The 16767-nt window shown below is 64.1% G+C and carries 17 protein-coding genes; 14 read left to right on the top strand and 3 right to left on the bottom strand.

Features of this window, described 5'->3' with window-relative positions:
* Position 1: 1 nt before the first annotated feature.
* Genes A5740_RS09910 through A5740_RS09875 form a run of 8 tightly spaced genes read left to right on the top strand, consistent with a single transcriptional unit; the run spans position 2 to position 8572 of the window.
* A complete protein-coding gene (locus A5740_RS09910; RefSeq protein WP_076193579.1) occupies positions 2 to 1477 on the top strand; it encodes an MlaD family protein in 1476 nt (491 codons plus the stop codon).
* The gene (locus A5740_RS09905) at positions 1474 to 2514 is read left to right on the top strand and encodes an MCE family protein (protein ID WP_076193577.1); all 1041 of its coding nucleotides are present in this window, start codon (positions 1474 to 1476) and stop codon (positions 2512 to 2514) included. Before A5740_RS09910 ends, A5740_RS09905 begins: the two co-directional genes overlap by 4 nt.
* A gap of 7 nt (positions 2515 to 2521) precedes the next feature.
* Complete coding sequence (locus A5740_RS09900; protein WP_175616211.1) at positions 2522 to 3604, top strand: MCE family protein; 1083 nt, start codon at positions 2522 to 2524, stop codon at positions 3602 to 3604.
* Positions 3601 to 4737 (top strand): MlaD family protein, encoded by a 1137-nt coding sequence (locus tag A5740_RS09895; RefSeq protein ID WP_076193574.1) that lies wholly within the window; start codon positions 3601 to 3603, stop codon positions 4735 to 4737. Before A5740_RS09900 ends, A5740_RS09895 begins: the two co-directional genes overlap by 4 nt.
* On the top strand, positions 4734 to 5855 hold the full coding sequence (locus A5740_RS09890) for an MCE family protein (protein WP_076193572.1): 1122 nt from the start codon (positions 4734 to 4736) through the stop codon (positions 5853 to 5855). Before A5740_RS09895 ends, A5740_RS09890 begins: the two co-directional genes overlap by 4 nt.
* The gene (locus A5740_RS09885; RefSeq protein ID WP_083654014.1) at positions 5855 to 7135 is read left to right on the top strand and encodes an MlaD family protein; all 1281 of its coding nucleotides are present in this window, start codon (positions 5855 to 5857) and stop codon (positions 7133 to 7135) included. Before A5740_RS09890 ends, A5740_RS09885 begins: the two co-directional genes overlap by 1 nt.
* 14 nt (positions 7136 to 7149) lie before the next feature.
* Positions 7150 to 7875 carry a hypothetical protein gene (locus A5740_RS09880; RefSeq protein WP_076193571.1) on the top strand — a complete coding sequence of 242 codons (726 nt, stop codon included), beginning with the start codon at positions 7150 to 7152 and terminating at the stop codon, positions 7873 to 7875.
* Between the two features lie 22 nt (positions 7876 to 7897).
* Complete coding sequence (locus A5740_RS09875; RefSeq protein ID WP_175616210.1) at positions 7898 to 8572, top strand: DUF3298 domain-containing protein; 675 nt, start codon at positions 7898 to 7900, stop codon at positions 8570 to 8572.
* Positions 8573 to 8664: 92 nt separating this feature from the next.
* Here the strand turns inward: A5740_RS09875 and A5740_RS09870 are convergent, their stop codons facing one another.
* Positions 8665 to 9840 carry an acyl-CoA dehydrogenase family protein gene (locus A5740_RS09870; protein WP_076193569.1) on the bottom strand — a complete coding sequence of 392 codons (1176 nt, stop codon included), beginning with the start codon at positions 9838 to 9840 and terminating at the stop codon, positions 8665 to 8667.
* Complete coding sequence (locus A5740_RS09865; RefSeq protein WP_076193567.1) at positions 9841 to 10845, bottom strand: acyl-CoA dehydrogenase family protein; 1005 nt, start codon at positions 10843 to 10845, stop codon at positions 9841 to 9843.
* Between the two features lie 276 nt (positions 10846 to 11121).
* On the opposite strand from A5740_RS09865, the gene A5740_RS09860 reads away from it, so the two are divergent.
* The 4 genes from A5740_RS09860 to A5740_RS09845 are packed head-to-tail and all read left to right on the top strand — an operon-like array spanning position 11122 to position 14699.
* Entirely contained in the window at positions 11122 to 12234 is a 1113-nt protein-coding gene (locus A5740_RS09860; protein ID WP_076193566.1) for an amidohydrolase family protein, read from the top strand.
* 22 nt (positions 12235 to 12256) lie between these two features.
* Complete coding sequence (locus A5740_RS09855; protein ID WP_076193564.1) at positions 12257 to 13399, top strand: amidohydrolase family protein; 1143 nt, start codon at positions 12257 to 12259, stop codon at positions 13397 to 13399.
* Positions 13399 to 13788 carry a Rieske (2Fe-2S) protein gene (locus A5740_RS09850; protein WP_076193562.1) on the top strand — a complete coding sequence of 130 codons (390 nt, stop codon included), beginning with the start codon at positions 13399 to 13401 and terminating at the stop codon, positions 13786 to 13788. The genes A5740_RS09855 and A5740_RS09850 overlap by 1 nt, the downstream gene beginning before the upstream one ends.
* A complete protein-coding gene (locus A5740_RS09845; protein ID WP_076193561.1) occupies positions 13785 to 14699 on the top strand; it encodes an alpha/beta fold hydrolase in 915 nt (304 codons plus the stop codon). The genes A5740_RS09850 and A5740_RS09845 overlap by 4 nt, the downstream gene beginning before the upstream one ends.
* A 17-nt stretch (positions 14700 to 14716) precedes the next feature.
* On the opposite strand, the gene A5740_RS09840 is transcribed toward A5740_RS09845, so the two are convergent.
* Positions 14717 to 15190, bottom strand: coding sequence for a hypothetical protein (locus A5740_RS09840; protein WP_076193559.1), 474 nt, complete (start codon positions 15188 to 15190; stop codon positions 14717 to 14719).
* A 33-nt stretch (positions 15191 to 15223) separates the two neighbouring features.
* Between A5740_RS09840 and A5740_RS09835 the strand changes: the two genes are divergently transcribed.
* Together A5740_RS09835 and A5740_RS09830 are read left to right on the top strand one after the other, a co-directional pair.
* Complete coding sequence (locus A5740_RS09835; RefSeq protein ID WP_175616209.1) at positions 15224 to 16525, top strand: NADH-ubiquinone oxidoreductase-F iron-sulfur binding region domain-containing protein; 1302 nt, start codon at positions 15224 to 15226, stop codon at positions 16523 to 16525.
* A complete protein-coding gene (locus A5740_RS09830; protein WP_076193556.1) occupies positions 16522 to 16743 on the top strand; it encodes a ferredoxin in 222 nt (73 codons plus the stop codon). Before A5740_RS09835 ends, A5740_RS09830 begins: the two co-directional genes overlap by 4 nt.
* Positions 16744 to 16767: the final 24 nt, after the last annotated feature.

Genomic DNA, 16767 nt, shown 5'->3' with positions numbered 1-16767 from the left:
CATGCCCAACGCCTTCGATCTCCACGGCCGCGGTCCGTCCAATCGGCGCCTTTTCCTAGAAGGCCTGGCCCTCGTGGTGCTCTCCATTCTGACCGCCGTGCTGCTGGTGGCGAAGTCGCAAGGCCATCTCGACCGGTACGTCCGGGTCAGCGCAGAGTTGATCAATGTCGGTGACGGCCTGCCGGAGAAGTCCGATGTCAAGTTCCGTGGTGTGCTGGTCGGGTCGGTTATCGGTGTCACCCCCGCGAAAGAAGGTCGTCCCAACGTTGTTCGGATGAATCTCAAGCCCGGGTTGGCCACCGGGATTCCCGCTTCGGTGACTGCGAGAGTGGTGCCGTCCAATGTGTTCGCGGTGTCGTCGGTGCAGTTGGTCGACAACGGCGAGCAGGCCGGACCGTTGACGTCGGGCATGGTCATTTCCGAGGATCAGACGTTGCCGACGGTGCTGTTCCAGAACACCCTGAAGAAGTTTCGCGAAGTCCTCTCAGCGCTGGGCCGACAGCCCGCCTTCGACAATGTCGGCTGGCTCACCGCGTTGGGCCAGGCCACCAGCGGCCGGGGTGATCGGCTACGGCATGCCGGCGGCGATCTGAACGAGATCGTCAACCAGCTCAACGGGGTCGTCGTCGGCAACGAACTGGAACCGTCAACCTTGTCCGCTCTCACCGCCGCTACCTCGGGACTGCGCGATACCGCACCCGAACTGCTCGACGCGCTCGACAGCGCCGTCCAACCCATGCGTACGCTCGCCGAGAAGCGTTCTCAACTCACAGATCTGATCAGTGGGGGGCTCGGGACTACCGGAACAATCGGTACGGCGTTCGAGAACAACACCGATCGGATGATCCAGATCTCCACGGACCTGACGCCCGTGATGGGGGTACTGGCCGACCATGGCGATACGCTGCACGCGATCTCATCCAGGCTCACCACACTCGTCGGGCGGGTCATGGATGTGGCCTGGAACCATGACACGAACCAATTGCAGGCCCAGGCGATCATCTCGCTGACCCCATCGCGTGCCTATGTGCGGTCCGACTGTCCGCGCTACGGGGACATGGCCGGCCCGAGTTGTTTCACGGCACCCGAAGTGCCCACCGCGCCCGAGTTGTCGACGTCGTTGGAGTCACGTGGGTTTCCGCTTCCTCCTGGAGTGAACGAGAACAGGCCCAACCTGGCGCCTCCGCGGGATTCCGTCGTCCCGCCCGCTGCACCCCCCGCTCCGACGCCGCCTGCGCCCGGACCGCCACTTCCTGCCGAGGCGCCCGCACCGGCACCGGCACCGGCACCGGACAACAGCGTCCAACCCCAGGCCGCATCGATCGAAAGCGGCGTCGGCCCGGTGGGCAGCAGCACCGAAAAGCGTCAACTCGGCCGCATCATGGGCGGCGAGGTCAGTTCGTCCACCGAGATCCTGCTCGGGCCGCTGGTTCGCGGGACGACCGTCCGGATCAACAACGACGGGAATGGCCAATGACATACCGCAAGTCGTTGATCGGTCTGAGCATCTTCGTCGTGGTGACGACGGTCGCCACGTGGCTGGTGTTCGTCACGCTGCGCCGCGAAGTGGGCGGCCCGACCAATACCTACACCGCCTCGTTCACCGATGTCTCCGGACTCCACCCGGGCGACGACGTACGGATCGCGGGCGTGCGGGTGGGTCGGGTTGACCGTGTCGATCTGGACGGCACCTCCGCGAAGGTCACCTTCCGAGTCCCGAAAACACAAGTGCTCTACGACGACACCCTCGCCTCGGTGACGTATCAGAACATCATCGGCCAACGGTATCTGGGCCTCCTGCCCGGCAACTCCGAAACCCGTTCGCCCATACCGGATCGCGGCAACATCCCGCTCGAACGTACGAAGCCTTCGTTCGACATCTCCTACCTGCTCGACGGATTCGAACCGTTGTTCACCCTGCTGAACCCCGAGCAGGTCGACAACATGACCGAAGGGATAATCCAAGCGTTACAAGGCGATTCCAGCTCGGTCGTCACCTTGATCAGCCAGACGTCTGCACTTGCACAATCGTTTGCTGGCCCCGATCAGGTCCTCGGCGACGTGATCGGCAATCTAGACGACGTGACCGCGATCCTGGCCCGTCAGGAGAACGATCTGGAAGCGGTTATCGATCATTCACGGAACACTTTGGCCACCCTGGCCGTGCGGCGCGATTCGCTGGTCACATCGGCAGGTTCGATCAACGCGGCGGTGGGCCGATTGGCCGAAATCCTCAGTGCCATCCATCCGGAACTGCAAGCGGTGCTGCGGCGGCAACCCGGATTCCTCGGTCAGGTCACCGGTGACGGGCACGACCGGATGGCGTTCTATGGATCCAATCTCGTACTCGTCCTCAAAGGACTGGCCCGTGCCTCACAGAGCGGGAGTTACGTCGACGGCTACATCTGCGATATCAACTCCACGATCTTCGCCTCCCTCGGCCGGGTGATCCCCGGGATCGTTCGGCTCGCCTCTCCGGGCAATGTCATCCAACACTCGCCGATTTGTAGGTAGACACACGATGCTGCAGCGACTCAAGCGCCCGATCGAGGGCTACAACAAGATATGGCTGGGCGTCGTGTCGGTCACGGTGATCGGTGTGGTCGTCGCGACGATCGTAGGGGTCGGGCGGCTCTCGCTGGGGCACTCCAGTTATCAAGGCGAGTTCGCGCAGGCCGCGCAATTGGGCTCCGGAGACCAGGTCACGGTCTACGGCATCGAGGTCGGCAAGGTCACCGACGTCGCACTGGCCGGTGACCACGTCGTCGTCAAGTTCAACGTCCGCGACGGCGTGCACGTCGGCAACCAGACGCATGCCGCCATCAAACTGACGACGCTACTCGGACGACGCTACGTCGAGCTTTCACCGGCAGGCGACGAAAAGCTGGACCGCCACACGATCAAGCTGGCCAACACTTCGGTTCCCTACAACCTGCAGGACACCCTGGCCGATGCGACGACGACGTTCGAGCAGGTCGACGCTAATCGCATCGCGCAGTCGATGTCCGAGCTCAACAAGAGTCTCGTCGGCGTACCCGAGGCTTTGCCGCAGGCACTGCAGAACGTCAAATCGCTGGCCGACGTGATCGCCACCCGACGTGGACAGATCGGATCACTGCTGAAGAACGTCGACACCGTAGCCGGTTTGGTCCGCGATCAGAAGGCCAACCTCGGTGCACTGGTGCTGCAGGGCCGAGATCTGTTGCAAACAGTGGTTTCCCGCCAGGAGGCGGTTCGCCGACTGTTCGACAGCACCACCGCGTTGGTCGACACCTTGCACACTGTCGTCGCCGATGTGCCCGAGATGAACGCGATGTTGGCGCAGCTGCAGAACTTCGCCGAGATGATGGGCCGGCGCGACGAGCTGGTGCGCAACACGTTACAGGTCATGCCGGTAGCGTTCCGAAACCTGGCCAATGCCAGCGGCAGCGGCAACGCACTCGACATCAATCTGCCCGCAGGAATTCTCATGGACTCATGGATGTGCGCACTGAGTGCGCGCGGTGAGCAGTTCAATCTGGCCCAGTACTTCACCAACTGTGAACCCACCGCCGATCCCTTTCCCGGCTGGCCACCAGCCGACCCGGCGAGGGCGCCACGATGAGCCGCCGATTCTTATTCGTGAAACCCGTCATCATCGGCCTGATTGTGGTGGCCCTTGCCGGATCCGCAGTCTTATTCGTCAAGGGCCACAACGAGGATGGGCCTGTGACGGTGACCGCCCAGTTCGAGGACAGTGTCGGGCTGTACGTCGGCAACGCGGTGTCGGTGCTGGGGATGCGGGTCGGAAAGGTCACCGCTATCGTGCCCAAGGACACCTACGTCGAAGTGAAACTCGAGATCGACAAACACGTCGACATCCCCGCCGACGTCCAGGCCGTCACGGTCGCGACGTCGATTCTGACCGACCGGCACATCGAGCTGACACCGCCGTATCAGGGGGGACCTACGCTGCACAACGGGGACATCGTGAGCCTTCCGCGCACCCGTACCCCCGTGGAATTCGATCGCACTCTGGCGATGGCCGACAAGCTTTCTCGTTCCCTGGGCGGCAACGGCAAGGGCCAGGGGCCGCTGGGCGATCTGATCGGCGTCGGCGCTCAGATATCCAGCCAGAGCGGACCGGACGTCAAGGCAACCCTGGACCGGCTGTCCGAGGCACTGCGCCTCAGCGGGGACAACGGCGCGCCGACCAAGGAGAGCGTTCAGTCGATCGCCACCAGCCTCGCCGATCTCACCGCGACCGCCGCCGACAACGACACGGCGATCCGCGATTTCGGCACGAGCATCCACTCGCTCAGCGACCTCGTCGCCTCGGAGAATCTTGGAACCGGAGATACCGGTGCGCAGATCAATCAGATTCTCGACCGGGCGACAGCGCTCTTGCAGAACAACCGTGAGGGACTCAAGGGCACTATCGGTAACTTCCAGAAGCTGACCGGCACCCTCACCGACTACCGGCGCGAGCTTCAAGAGATCCTGGATGTCCTGCCGCTGGTCGGCACCAACATGTACAACGCGGTCGACCAGAACGGCCACGCTCTGAGGATTCATCCGCTGCTCGACAAGCTCCTGCTCAACAGCCAGTTGACCAAGGAAATCTGCAATCTCGCCGGGCTGAAGGACCTGGGTTGTGCCACGGGGACGATCTCTGATTATGGGCCAGAGTTCGGCACCACATTCCTTGTCCAGGGTATGACGGGTCTACTCGAACGGATGGCGGGAGCCGGCGGATGACGGTCTTTTCCGGTGCTAGGACCGCACGGGCGCTGGGTGCGGCACTGCTGGGTTTGGGTCTCGTCGGATGTTCGGCGGGGCTGGAGAGCCTGCCGCTACCGGCGCCCGGGAACGTCAGCGGCGACGTGACGGTGACGGCAGTATTCGCCAACGCTATGAACCTGCCACCCAAGGCGAAGGTCAAACTCAACGGCGCTGATATCGGTGAGGTCGAATCCATTACGGCCAAGGAGTTCTCGGCGTTCGTGACGATGAAACTCAGCGCCGATGTCCCGGTGTCCGCCGACAGCAGAGCCGAACTGCGCTCGGCCACCCCGCTCGGAGACATCTTCGTCGCCATCCGCCCCGCTGATCAGCAGGGTCCGGGTGCGTCGCAGCTGCACGACGGTGCCGTTATCGGGTTGGATCACACCACCTCGGCGCCGGCGATCGAAGACGTGTTGGGATCGGCGGCGCTCCTGGTCAATGGGGGCGCCGTGCGGCGAATGGTCTCCACGCTCAATGGCGCAGGCGACGCAATGGGCGGCCGTGGCGCGAAAGCGGCTGCGTTGTTGCAGAATTCGAACGAGTTGTTATCACGTCTCAATGCACGCTCAGGCCAGATCGACAGCGCCCTGCGCAGCACCGCAGACCTCGCGGCGACCCTCACATCGCGCCGTGACACGCTCAGCACAGCCCTGTCGGCCGCCGCACCGGCGACCGCAGCCTTGGACGCCAATACCAGCAATCTGGCTGATCTGATCGATTCGACCTCACGGATCACCAATCTGCTAAACCGGTTCCCGTCGATGCAGAGGACTGACACCCGCAGCATGATGGCCGATCTGAATCGGCTCTCGGACGTGTTCAATCAGATCGCGACCGATCCGGGCCTGAACATGAATATCTGGAATCGGATGATCCTCGGAATAACCCACATCACCAGCGGGCCGAACCTCCATGCCGTCGGAAACGTCCCGCAGTTGGCTTTCGGTGCAGTGCCCGACATGAACTATCCCGGTGACCCCGGCATGCACGGGCCGGACGGAACCGATTGGCACGCCATGGTGGGCAGTCTCCGGTACGAGTGGAACCTGTTGTTGAGTCGCGTCTACGGACCTGAGCATCGGCCCCGGTGATGACAACGCCCTTGGATGTGCTGGAACTCGCCACGCGGCGACTGGTCGATGCGGTCCATGCGCTCGGACGACACCGAGTCACCGTATCGGTGATCGGTCTTGTCGCCGCGTTGGTCGTCGTACTGATATACATCGTCGGCGGAACCCTCGGTATCAGCCCCACCCGGTCCACCATCTCGGTGCGCGTGCTGCTGCACGAATCGGGCGGTCTGCTACCCAAGCAGGACGTCACGCTGCGAGGTGTGCCCATCGGCCGCGTCGATGCGGTCACGTTCACCGACACCGGCGTCATGGCCGTCGTCCAGATCGACAAGCGAGTCCGGGTGCCGCAAGACAGTAGGGTTCGGGTGTCGGCCTTGTCAGCGGCCGGAGAACAGTACCTTGATTTCCGACCCGATAAGTCCGGGGGCCCGGTCTTGACCGACGGCAGTGTCATTACCGAGAACCGCACCAGCCTGCCGGTGTCGTTGGCCCAGTTGCTGGCTGACAGCGACGGCATGCTCGCCCAAATCGACTCGTCGAAGCTGGCCGCCATCACCGACGAACTTCGGGTATCGAACCAGGGACCGGACAAGCTCGCCGCCCTTCTCGACGGTGGCGCGTTCATGATCTCGACCCTGGATTCGGTTCTCCCGCAGACGGTGAGCGTCTTGAAGACCAGCCGCACGGTCCTGACCACCTTTGTCGACGGGAGCGAGGGGTTACGTGATACGTCGGAGAACCTGAACGGAATCATGCAGGGTGTCAGCTCGATGGATGGCGGATTCCGCACCTTGCTGGACCGCGGCGGCACAACTCTCACCACCGCCGATGGCATCATCGCCGACAACTCCGAGACCATGGTCCAGCTGTTGGGCAATCTCGCGACCGTTGCTCAGATCTCGTCGGCGCGGCTGCCCGCCTTCAACGAGTTGGTGAATTCCAGCCGCGGCGGTTCGGCGGTGGAGGCGCTGAGCAGTGTCGTACGCGACGGTGCCGTCTGGGTGATCGCCGATATCTATCCGCGCTACGCCTGTGACTATGGCAAGCCCGGATTGCCGCCGTCGGTACCGAATTACCCTGAGCCGTACCGCTACACCTACTGCAACAATCCCGATCCGTCTGTCCTGGTCCGTGGTGCCCGCAACGCGCCACGTCCGCCCGGCGACGACACCGCGGGCCCGCCTCCAGGCTCCGACCCCTTGGCGCAGACAGACCCGGCTCCGGATGCACCGCTCAAGCTGCCTACGCCATTCGGCGGATCACCGTCGGTGCCGCTGCCCCCAGACCCGACAAACTGACGAAAGAGACTGACATGGCGACCAGACTGTTCAATCGCGAAACTGTCACCGATGTCTTCGACCAGGCCTGCGAGGACGACGATCGTTGCGACGAGGACGAGGCGACCGCTGCCGCTGAAGACGTCGATGAGACCGACGACAAAGCCGATACCGCCAGCGAGTCAAGCGAATCGGACGATTCCGCCTCGGCTGAGGCGTCGGAGCGCAAGGAAGCTGAGAAGGATGCCTCCCCCAAATCCGCCAGCACATCCGTACGCAGACGATGGACACACCGGGCGGCCGGCGCCTTGGCCCTCATCGTATTCGTTGCGGCTATGGCCTCATCGGCGTTTCTGGGCTGGCAGCACAAGCAACACACCGACGTGACCAATGCCGGCAATGCGGCGCTGGACACGGCGAAGAGTTATGCCATCGTGCTGACCAGCATCGACGCCAACGCCATCGACAGCAATTTCGCACAGGTACTCAACGGTGCCACAGGCGAATTCAAGGATATGTACAGCCAGTCGGCCACCCAGCTACGCCAGGTGCTCGTCGACAACAAGGCGACGAGTAAGGGCACTGTCGTGGACGCTGCGGTGAAATCCGCGGCCAAGGACCAGGTCGAGGTGTTGTTGTTTGTAGATCAATCGATCACCAATGTGGCGAATCCGAATCCTCGCCTGGACCGCAGCAGGATCGATATGACGATGAAATTGGTCGACGGACGATGGTTGGCCAGCAGCGTCGAGCTCGAGTAGCGGCATGCGGCACTGGATCTGGGTGGCAACAGCATTCGTCATCATCACGCCCTTCACCGTAAACGCCGCGGGGGCAGAACCTGCCGGCCACACCGACGCACTGATCTCGGGCCAGAGTCCTGACGGGTTGGGCAGCTGGTCGGTCCACTATCAACATTTCGACGGCAATTCCCCGGTGGCATCGGTCGTCAACGACCGCATCGACGCCGCGGCGAATCGCGAAGTTCAGCAAGCCACCTGGAACGGATCGACGCGGCGTCCGTGGACATTCGATGCGACCGGCACCATGAAGGTGCGGCCCACTACCGTCTCGGAGATCTTCGTCGGTCAATACAACACCGACGAACCGAACATGCCGATGCAATCGTTGGGCTCGGTGGTCTGCGATTCCCGCAGCGGCGCCGTCATCACCTGGGACAACCTGTTCCAGGACAAGACATCAGGGCTGACCCGCCTGTCAGCGGAGGTAGAGGCCAGACTGGCGCCCACGGCGTCCCCGAATGAGCTGCGCGACTGGCGCCGATCTGGGCAATTCGCCCCCATCGACGTCAACTTCAAATATTGGGTCGCCACGCCCCAGGGTATCGAACTGCACTTCCCACCGCTGCAATTCGGTGGCGGACTCAAGATCGTCACGGTTCCGTGGGCAGCGATGAGTGATCAGATCACGCCGGAGTTCATCGCGATCACCGAATGAGCCGGATACACCGCGAACAGACGCGTAGGTACCCGGTTTTCACCTTCTTCGGGTACCTACGCGTCTGCTCGCCGGGGAGAGTCGGGAGAAACTCAGCGGCGGGGCAAGCCCAGCACCTGGGTGGCGATGATGTTGCGCTGAATCTCCGAGGTGCCGCCGGCGATGGTCCCGCCGAAGCTGCGGGCATAGCGCTCGAACCAGCTGGCGAAGTAGTGGTCGAGATTCATGTGCTCGTACGGACCCGAAGTGGCCGGGTGGATCAATCCGTCCGAACCCGCGGCGGTCAGCGCGTTCTCGAACGCGTTGCGCTCGGCTTCGGAACCGAACAGCTTGAGCACCGACACCGAGGCGGTGTCCGCCTCGCCGCGCGACGCCTTCGCCAGCGCTGCAGATCCCATGGCGCGCAAGGCCTGATAGTCCATGATCGTGGTCGCGTACTGGTCACGTTCCAACTCGGTCTTCGGGTGGAAATCGGCCAGCATGTTGTCGATGCGGTCGGCGAAGCCCAGCCACATCATGGTGCGCTCGTGCCCGAGTGACCCGTTGGCCACGCCCCAACCGCCGTTGAGCGGGCCGACCAGGTTCTCGGCCGGCACCCGGGCATCGGTGAAGAAGACCTCGTTGAAGTCGAGATTCTCCTCACCGGTCATGTCCGCGAACGGCCGGCACACCACGCCGGGGGTGTCGGTCGGGATGATCAGCACGCTGATTCCCTTGTGCTTCGGCGCCTCTGGATCGGTACGCACGAAGGTCAGCAACCAATCGGCGTCGTGGGCGCCCGAGGTCCACACCTTCTGGCCGTTGACCACGAACTCGTCGCCGTCCCGCACCGCGCGGGTGCGCAGCGAGGCGAGGTCGGAGCCGGCGCTGGGCTCGCTCATCCCCAGCGAGGCGGTCTTCTCACCGCGCAGTACCGGAACCGCCCAACGTTGCTTCTGCTCCTCGGAGCCGAACGTCAGCAGTGAGGCCGCAATGATGTTGACGCCCTGGGGATTGAAGCTGTGGTAGATCCGGCGCCGGCACAGCTCGTCGAGGTGCACGAAGGTCTGCACGACGGTGGCGTTGCGGCCACCGAACTCGGGCGGTTGCGCGGGCAGCAGCCATCCGTTGTCGAACAACAGCCGCTGCCAGTCGCGCGCCCATTGCGGCATGTGCGATACGGAGGTGGGCCGCTCCAGCGTCTGGGCTTCCGACGGAAGGTTGGCGTCGAGGAATGCGGAGAACTCGGCGCGGAACTCCTCGACGTCGGAGTCGTATGTCAGCTGCATTTACAGTCCCCTGTAGGTCGTGCGGTATTCGGCGGCGATCTGGGCGCGGTGCTCGGCGGCGCCACCCAACAGCAGCTCACCGGCCTTGGCCCGCTTGAGCGCGAACTGCACGTCGTTCTCCCACGTGAAGCCCATGGCACCGAACAACTGCAGGCCGTGGCGGAAGACGATCGCCTGGCACTCCCCCGCAGCAGCCTTGGCCATCGCCGACGCCAGCCGCCGGCGCGGGTCGTCGGCGGCGATGGTCAGAGCTGCGAAGTACGAGAGCGCCCGGGCCCTTTCGATCGCGACGTGCATGTCGACGGCCTTGTGTTGCACCGCCTGGAACGACCCGATGGCCACCCCGAACTGCTGGCGTTGCTTGACGTGTTCGAGGGCGAGATCGAGGACGCGCTGGCAGGCGCCGACCATGGTGATCGCCATGCCGGTCAGCGCCAAATGGCGCGCCTTTTCCGTGTCGACGTGAACGCGGTCGGTGTCCTCGACGTGGACGTCGTCGAACCGCACCTCGGCCACATGCAGCACCGGATCGAACACGGAACTACGCGTGACGGAAACTTTGGCCGCGTCGACCAGGAAGACACCGGCATCGGTGATCACGGCGAGGTTCTCGGCGCGATCACCGTCGAGCACATGATGGGCGGTCCCGCTCAGCACCCAACCGGCGGCGTCGCGGTTGGCGGTCACACCGGTGTAGACCACGGTGCCGGCCTTGGCCGCATCGAAGCGGTCTCCTGCCAGCGGCGCGTACTGCGTCATCGTGGCCAGGTAGGGCGTCAGATCGGTGGCGCGGCCGAGCTCTTCCAGAACTATGGCCAGCTCCACCGCATTCTCAGAATCGGTGAGCTCGGTCCAGCCCTGGTCGATATAGCTCTGCCACAGCGGTGTCGGGTCGACACCCTGTTCGGCCACCTCGCGGACCAGCGTTGCCGGGCATTGTTTGGTCACCGCGTCACGCACGGTCTCCTGCCATAGCCGCTGATCGGCATCGAATTCGAGTAGCACCCGCCGCCTCCTACCGCACTGTCACGTCGTTTGGAGAATAGCATTCTCTTCAGACGGTGCTACGTTCTCCTGGGACAAGTACCGATTCTCCGGTTTCTCGAGCTGTGCGAGTGGTCAGCACCCGCACTCACCTGCAGCGAAGCGCTTAGATGTTCCGAGAACAATGTTCTTGCTATCGAAGAATATGGATCTAGACTGGCGGTACGGTCCGGCGTCGCGAGCACGTCGCCATCGACCCGTGCGCACCGCGTACCGGACGAACATCGGAGGACAGTCTTGGCGATCAACGACCCTGCGCAACCTGGCAGTGCGGGAACGCCACTCATCGATGCGAGCGTGCACATCTTCTTCGGCTCGAACAAGGACCTGCGACAGAACTTTTTGAAGGAACCGTTCGCCAGCCGCGGGTTCCCCGATTACGAGATGAACTGGTACGGCGCACCGGGCGGCGAATACGCCACGGGCACCAAGGGTCCCGACCGTCAGTACCCCGGCTCCGATCCGGATATCACCGCGCAGCACCTCTTCGTCGACCGCGGTGTCGACGTGGCGATCCTGCACCCGATGACCCGCGGCATCATGCCCGACCGTCACCTCGGTACCGCGCTGGCCGCGGCGCACAACGCGATGATGGTGCAGCGCTGGCTCGAACATGACGCCCATGGCGACCGCTTCCGCGGCACCATCCGGGTCAATCCCGACGACATCGTCGGCGCCCTGCGTGAAATCGACAAATACAAGGACCACCCCCGGGTGGTGCAGATCGGCGTCCCGATGCAGTCCCGCGAGCTCTATGGGAAGCCGCAGTTCTGGCCGTTGTGGGAGGCGGCTGCCGAGGCGGGTCTGCCGGTGGCCGTGCACATCGAGGGTGGGGCCGGTATCCAGTTCGCACCGACCCCGTCGGGCAAGACCCGAACCTACGAGCAGTACCTGGGCTTCATGGCCCTCAACTACATCTATCACCTGATGAACATGATCGCCGAGGGTGTGTTCGAACGGACGCCGACGCTGAAGTTCGTCTGGGCCGACGGCGCGGCGGATCTGTTGACACCGTTCATGTGGCGGATGGACTGCTTCGGCCGTCCGCACCTGGAGCAGACGCCGTGGGCGCCCAAGATGCCCAGCGACTACCTGCCGGACCATGTCTACTTCGTCCAGGGCGCGCTCGACGGTCCGGGCGACGTCGAATTCGCCGGGGAGTGGCTGAGTTTCACCGGCAAGGAAAACATGGTGATGTTCGGCTCCAGCTACCCGCATTGGCAACTGAACGAGCCGAAGATCCCGAGCGCGTTCAGCTCAGAGCAACGCGAGAAGTTGCTGTGGCGCAACGCGGCCGAGTTGTACGGCCTTCAAGACGCGCTCGCGACCACCGCCGCTGCGGCACAGTAACGCCCGACCGAGGGAGGTAATCATGTCCGTGACGGCGAACCCGCGGGTACCGGCACAAGAGCGGATTGCGATTCGGTGCGTCGACTCCGACGTGCACCCGATGCCGCGCCGCGGTGAATTACTCGACTACATCCCCGAACCGTGGCGCAGCAAGTACTTCCTGAGCCACAAGGTCGGCGAGCAGATCTACTACGACGCCCCCGATTACGCGCACGCCTACGCCATGCGGGTCGACGCGTTCCCCCCGGACGGTGAATTCGCCTGCAGCGATCCCGACATGGCGCTGCGCCAGCTCATCATGGAGGCCGGCTCCGACATCGCGATTCTGGAGCCGACGCACTCCGAGCACCGGCTCAGTGAGGCCACTGCGGCGTACTGCACCGCGGTCAACCGTTGGCTGGCCAACCACTGGCTCGATCCGCACAACAACTGGCACGAACGCTGGCGCGGGTCCATCTGCATCGCCATCGAGGAACCGCAGACGGCCGTGGCCGAGATCGAAGAATGGGCCGAACACCCCTTCATGGCCCAGATCTTGATGAAGGCCGAGCCGCGCCCGTCGTGGGGTGATCCGAAATACGACCCGATCTGGGCGGCGGCCACCAAGCACGACATCACGGTGAGCTGTCATCTGTCCCGCGGAGAGTTCGAGACGCTGCCGGCTCCGCCGGTCGGATTGCCCAGCTACAACCACGATTTCATGGTGAGTTATTCGCTATTGGCGGCCAACCAGGTGATGAGCTTGATCTTCGACGGGGTGTTCGACCGGTTCCCGACGCTGCGCGTCGTGTTCGTCGAGCATGCGTTCACCTGGATCTTGCCGCTGATGTGGCGCATGGACGCCATCTATCAAGCACGGCGGCGCTACATGGACATCAAGCGCAAGCCCTCCGAGTACGTCAAGGACCACATCAAGTTCACCACCCAGCCACTGGATTACCCGGAGGACAAGACCGAGCTGTCGCGGGCCTTCGAGTGGATGGAGTGCGAGAAGATCCTGCTGTACTCCAGCGATTACCCGCACTGGACCTTCGACGATCCCCGCTGGCTGGTCAAACACCTGCCCGAACATGCGCGGGAGGCCATCATGTTCCGCAACGGCATCGAGACGTACAAGCTGCCCGAGACCGTTCCGGTCCTCGAAGGACAGGTGCGGGTCTTCTGATGACACCCGAGAAGCCCGCCAGACTCGCGCAGGGACGCGAGCACGTCGTCGCCACCGTCGACGAAATCCCGCCCGGCACACACAAACTGGTGCCGATCGGCCGCCACGGTGTCGGCGTGTACAACGTCAACGGCACGTTCTATGCCATCGCCAATTACTGCCCGCACGAAGGCGGTCCGCTGTGCTCGGGCCGGGCTCGGGGCCGCACCGTGGTCGACGAGAACGTCCCGGGCGACGCGGTGATGGTGCGCGACAAGGAATACATCTACTGCCCCTGGCACCAATGGGGTTTCGAGCTGGCAACCGGCACCACCGCGGTGAAGCCGGAATGGAGCATCCGTACCTACCCGGTGCGGGTCGTGGACAACGAAGTGTTGGTGATGGCGTGACTAGTGAGCTGGTTGTCGGCACCCCGGAACTCAAGCCGGGCGAGAAGACCTTGGAGATCAACGGCGGCAATGTCGTCTACGAAATCCTGGGCGACAAGGGAGATTTCATCGCCCTCACCCCGGGCGGCCGGTTCAGCAAGGACATTCCAGGTCTGCGACCGTTGGCGGAGGCGCTCGTCGAGGCCGGCTATCGGGTGCTGCTGTGGGACCGGCCGAACTGCGGCCGCTCCGATGTGCAGTTCTACGGGCTAAGCGAATCGCACATGCGGGCCGAGACGCTCTACAAGCTGATCACCGGGCTCGATATCGGGCCGTGTTTCATCCTCGGCGGCTCCGGTGGAGCGCGGGATTCGATGCTGACCACGATGCTGTATCCGGAGATCGTGCGAAAGCTCGTGGTGTGGAACATCGTCGGCGGGGTCTATGGCTCCTTCGTCCTGGGCGGGCATTACGTGACGCCGAGCATCCTGGCCGTGCGCGGTCTGGGCATCGAGGGCTTGCTCAACGTGCCGGAATGGCGCGAACGGATCGAGCAGAACCCGGCCAACCGTCAGCGCCTGCTGGATCTCGACCCCGACGAGTTCCTCAAGGTGATGCTGCGCTGGCTCAACGCGTTCGTGTCGAAGCCCGGCCAGACGATTCCCGGCGTACCGGACGAGATGTTCGACAACATCACCGTTCCCACTTTGATCATCCGGGGTGGAGAGAACGACTGGGATCATCCCAAGCGCACCTCGCTTGAGGTGAGCTGCCTGATCAAGGGGTCCAATCTCATCGACCCGCCGTGGCCAGAGGATGCCTGGGAACGTGCCGGTGAAAAGTTCGCCCAGAGCGGCGGTAAGACGTTCTGCCTGTTCGACACCTGGGTACAGGCGGCCCCGGCGATCGTCGAGTTCCTGAGGTCGTCATGAGCCCTGCACACGCGGGCTCAGACCGTAGTGATGTGGACCTCGCAGTTCAACGAGGCCTCCAGCGCAGTGTGGATACGGCTTTCCGGAATGCGGTCCAGGTCTGCCCTTTTCAGGGCGACCGTGACGATGTCCCATCCGTCGGCATCGGTGGCCCGGCTCACCTCGCCGGTCAGGCCGAAGCCGGCCAGCACACCCAATGCGTCCTCATCGGTTCCCCGGCTGACGAACGTGACCACTCCCGGCGTGGGCGAGGTGCCAAAGGCTTTGGCGCACAGCCCGACAGCGACGGCCTGCAGCTCTGGCGCATCATCGCCGGTGATCAACACCTCGACCTCGCGGCGATGCGCGGGCAGTCCGGCGAGCTGGTGGTCCAGCACCTCGGCCCCACGTTCGACCAGCAACTCCCGGAGCATTGCCATGCCCTCGGATAGCTGCTGCGCCCCGAGCTCCCCAGCCGGGTCGACACCGACGCGCACCACCGCAGTTCTCATGCCGGTAAGCCTAACCGGGGACGGGATGTGACCATGACCGCCGAACTGACCGTCGCGGCCTGGCCGGGGATCACCGCGCGCCTGCTGCGTGACGGGCCCGAAGCCCTGGCCGAGTACCAACAGGCCGGAGGCTATGCGCCCCTTGTTGATCCGGCACATCTGTTGTCCGAGGTCCAGGCCAGCGGTCTCCTCGGCCGCGGCGGCGCGGCCTTCCCGTTGGCGGTGAAACTGCGAGCGGTGCGCGACAACGGTCACCGGCGCGAAAGACCCGAGATCGGCTCCGTGGTGATCGCCAACGGCGAAGAAGGGGAGCCGGCCTCGATCAAGGACCGTTGGCTATTGCGCAATCGTCCACACGCCGTACTCGATGGCCTGCGCCTGGCGGCCGGGATCGTCGGCGCCGATAGAGCCGTGGTGTACGTGTCGGATCCACAGGCAGCCGCCTGCGTCGAGCGTGCCCTCGCCGAACTACCGGCCGGATTCGACGGGCCGACGATCGAAATACTCACCGTCACACCGGCTTATGTCGCGGGAGAAGAGACCGCCGCCGTCCATGCCGTCAACGGCGGCCCCGCCAAGCCCACCGACAAACCTCCACGCCCGTTCGAGGAAGGAGTGGCCGGCAAGCCGACGCTGATCAGTAACGTCGAGACGCTGGCGCACCTGGCGTATCTGCATCAGCACGACGCACAGACGTTCCGGGAACTCGGCACCGAGGGCTCTCCCGGTACGTTCCTGGCCACCATCACCGGGGCCGGACGGCCACCTGCGTTGTACGAGCTTCCGCACGGTGTCGCCTTCGCCGATCTGTTGACGCTGCACGGCGTGACACCGGACAGTGTCCGCGGAGCCTTGATGGGCGGGTACTTCGCCGGCTTGATCAACCGTGACATCGTCGAGACCACGCTGGACCACGAGTCGGTGCGGGCCTTGGGCACCGGGCTGGGTTGCGGCGCGATCGGGATCCTCACCGATGACTGCCCGGTGGCGGTCGCGGCGTCGGTGCTGGCCTACTTCGACCGCGAGAACGCCGGCCAGTGCGGATCGTGCTTCAACGGCACGGCCGCGATGGCGGCGGTGGCCACTGGGCTGCGCGACGGTGTGGCCACCCAGGAAGATCTGGACCGACTCAAACGATGGTCGGTGGTGTTGCGCGGCCGCGGTGCCTGCGCGACGCTCGACGGCGCGGCCAACGTGGCGGCCAGTCTTCTGGCGCAGTTCCCCGACGTGGTGGCTCGTCACCTCGAAAATGGCTGTCAGACATGCCGCTACGGTGCCTTCACCGCAGCACGCCCGTACGAAGTGGAGTCCCTGGAGGCGGTGGTGACGGTATGAGAGTCAAGCTCGATCGCACGGTGTGCGATGGCTTCGGATTGTGTGCCAAGCACGCGCCGGAGTACTTCCCTCTCGACGACTGGGGATATGCCGTGCTGAAAGGCGACGGCAACATCCCGGCAGCGGACGAGGAGGCCGTGCGCCGCGCGCTGCTGGACTGCCCGGTACACGCGATCATCGAGCTGAAAGAGACACGAGGCGAGCGCGAGGCGGGCTGAAGCCCCGGGGCTGGATCACCGCTC

Source organism: Mycobacterium sp. GA-1841 (assembly GCF_001954135.1).
Lineage (GTDB): Bacteria > Actinomycetota > Actinomycetes > Mycobacteriales > Mycobacteriaceae > Mycobacterium.
Note: the sequence above shows the minus strand (reverse complement) of the source record. Positions and strands in the feature narration are given on the sequence as shown.

What these genes read in the sequence shown, in the direction of transcription:
- A5740_RS09910 (WP_076193579.1), top strand. Translation starts at nt 2, where the DNA reads ATGCCCAACGCCTTCGATCTCCACGGCCGCGGTCCGTCCAATCGGCGC.
- A5740_RS09905 (WP_076193577.1), top strand. Translation starts at nt 1,474, where the DNA reads ATGACATACCGCAAGTCGTTGATCGGTCTGAGCATCTTCGTCGTGGTG.
- A5740_RS09900 (WP_175616211.1), top strand. Translation starts at nt 2,522, where the DNA reads ATGCTGCAGCGACTCAAGCGCCCGATCGAGGGCTACAACAAGATATGG.
- A5740_RS09895 (WP_076193574.1), top strand. Translation starts at nt 3,601, where the DNA reads ATGAGCCGCCGATTCTTATTCGTGAAACCCGTCATCATCGGCCTGATT.
- A5740_RS09890 (WP_076193572.1), top strand. Translation starts at nt 4,734, where the DNA reads ATGACGGTCTTTTCCGGTGCTAGGACCGCACGGGCGCTGGGTGCGGCA.
- A5740_RS09885 (WP_083654014.1), top strand. Translation starts at nt 5,855, where the DNA reads ATGACAACGCCCTTGGATGTGCTGGAACTCGCCACGCGGCGACTGGTC.
- A5740_RS09880 (WP_076193571.1), top strand. Translation starts at nt 7,150, where the DNA reads ATGGCGACCAGACTGTTCAATCGCGAAACTGTCACCGATGTCTTCGAC.
- A5740_RS09870 (WP_076193569.1), bottom strand. Translation starts at nt 9,840, where the DNA reads ATGCAGCTGACATACGACTCCGACGTCGAGGAGTTCCGCGCCGAGTTC.
- A5740_RS09855 (WP_076193564.1), top strand. Translation starts at nt 12,257, where the DNA reads ATGTCCGTGACGGCGAACCCGCGGGTACCGGCACAAGAGCGGATTGCG.
- A5740_RS09850 (WP_076193562.1), top strand. Translation starts at nt 13,399, where the DNA reads ATGACACCCGAGAAGCCCGCCAGACTCGCGCAGGGACGCGAGCACGTC.
- A5740_RS09840 (WP_076193559.1), bottom strand. Translation starts at nt 15,190, where the DNA reads ATGAGAACTGCGGTGGTGCGCGTCGGTGTCGACCCGGCTGGGGAGCTC.
- A5740_RS09835 (WP_175616209.1), top strand. Translation starts at nt 15,224, where the DNA reads ATGACCGCCGAACTGACCGTCGCGGCCTGGCCGGGGATCACCGCGCGC.
- A5740_RS09830 (WP_076193556.1), top strand. Translation starts at nt 16,522, where the DNA reads ATGAGAGTCAAGCTCGATCGCACGGTGTGCGATGGCTTCGGATTGTGT.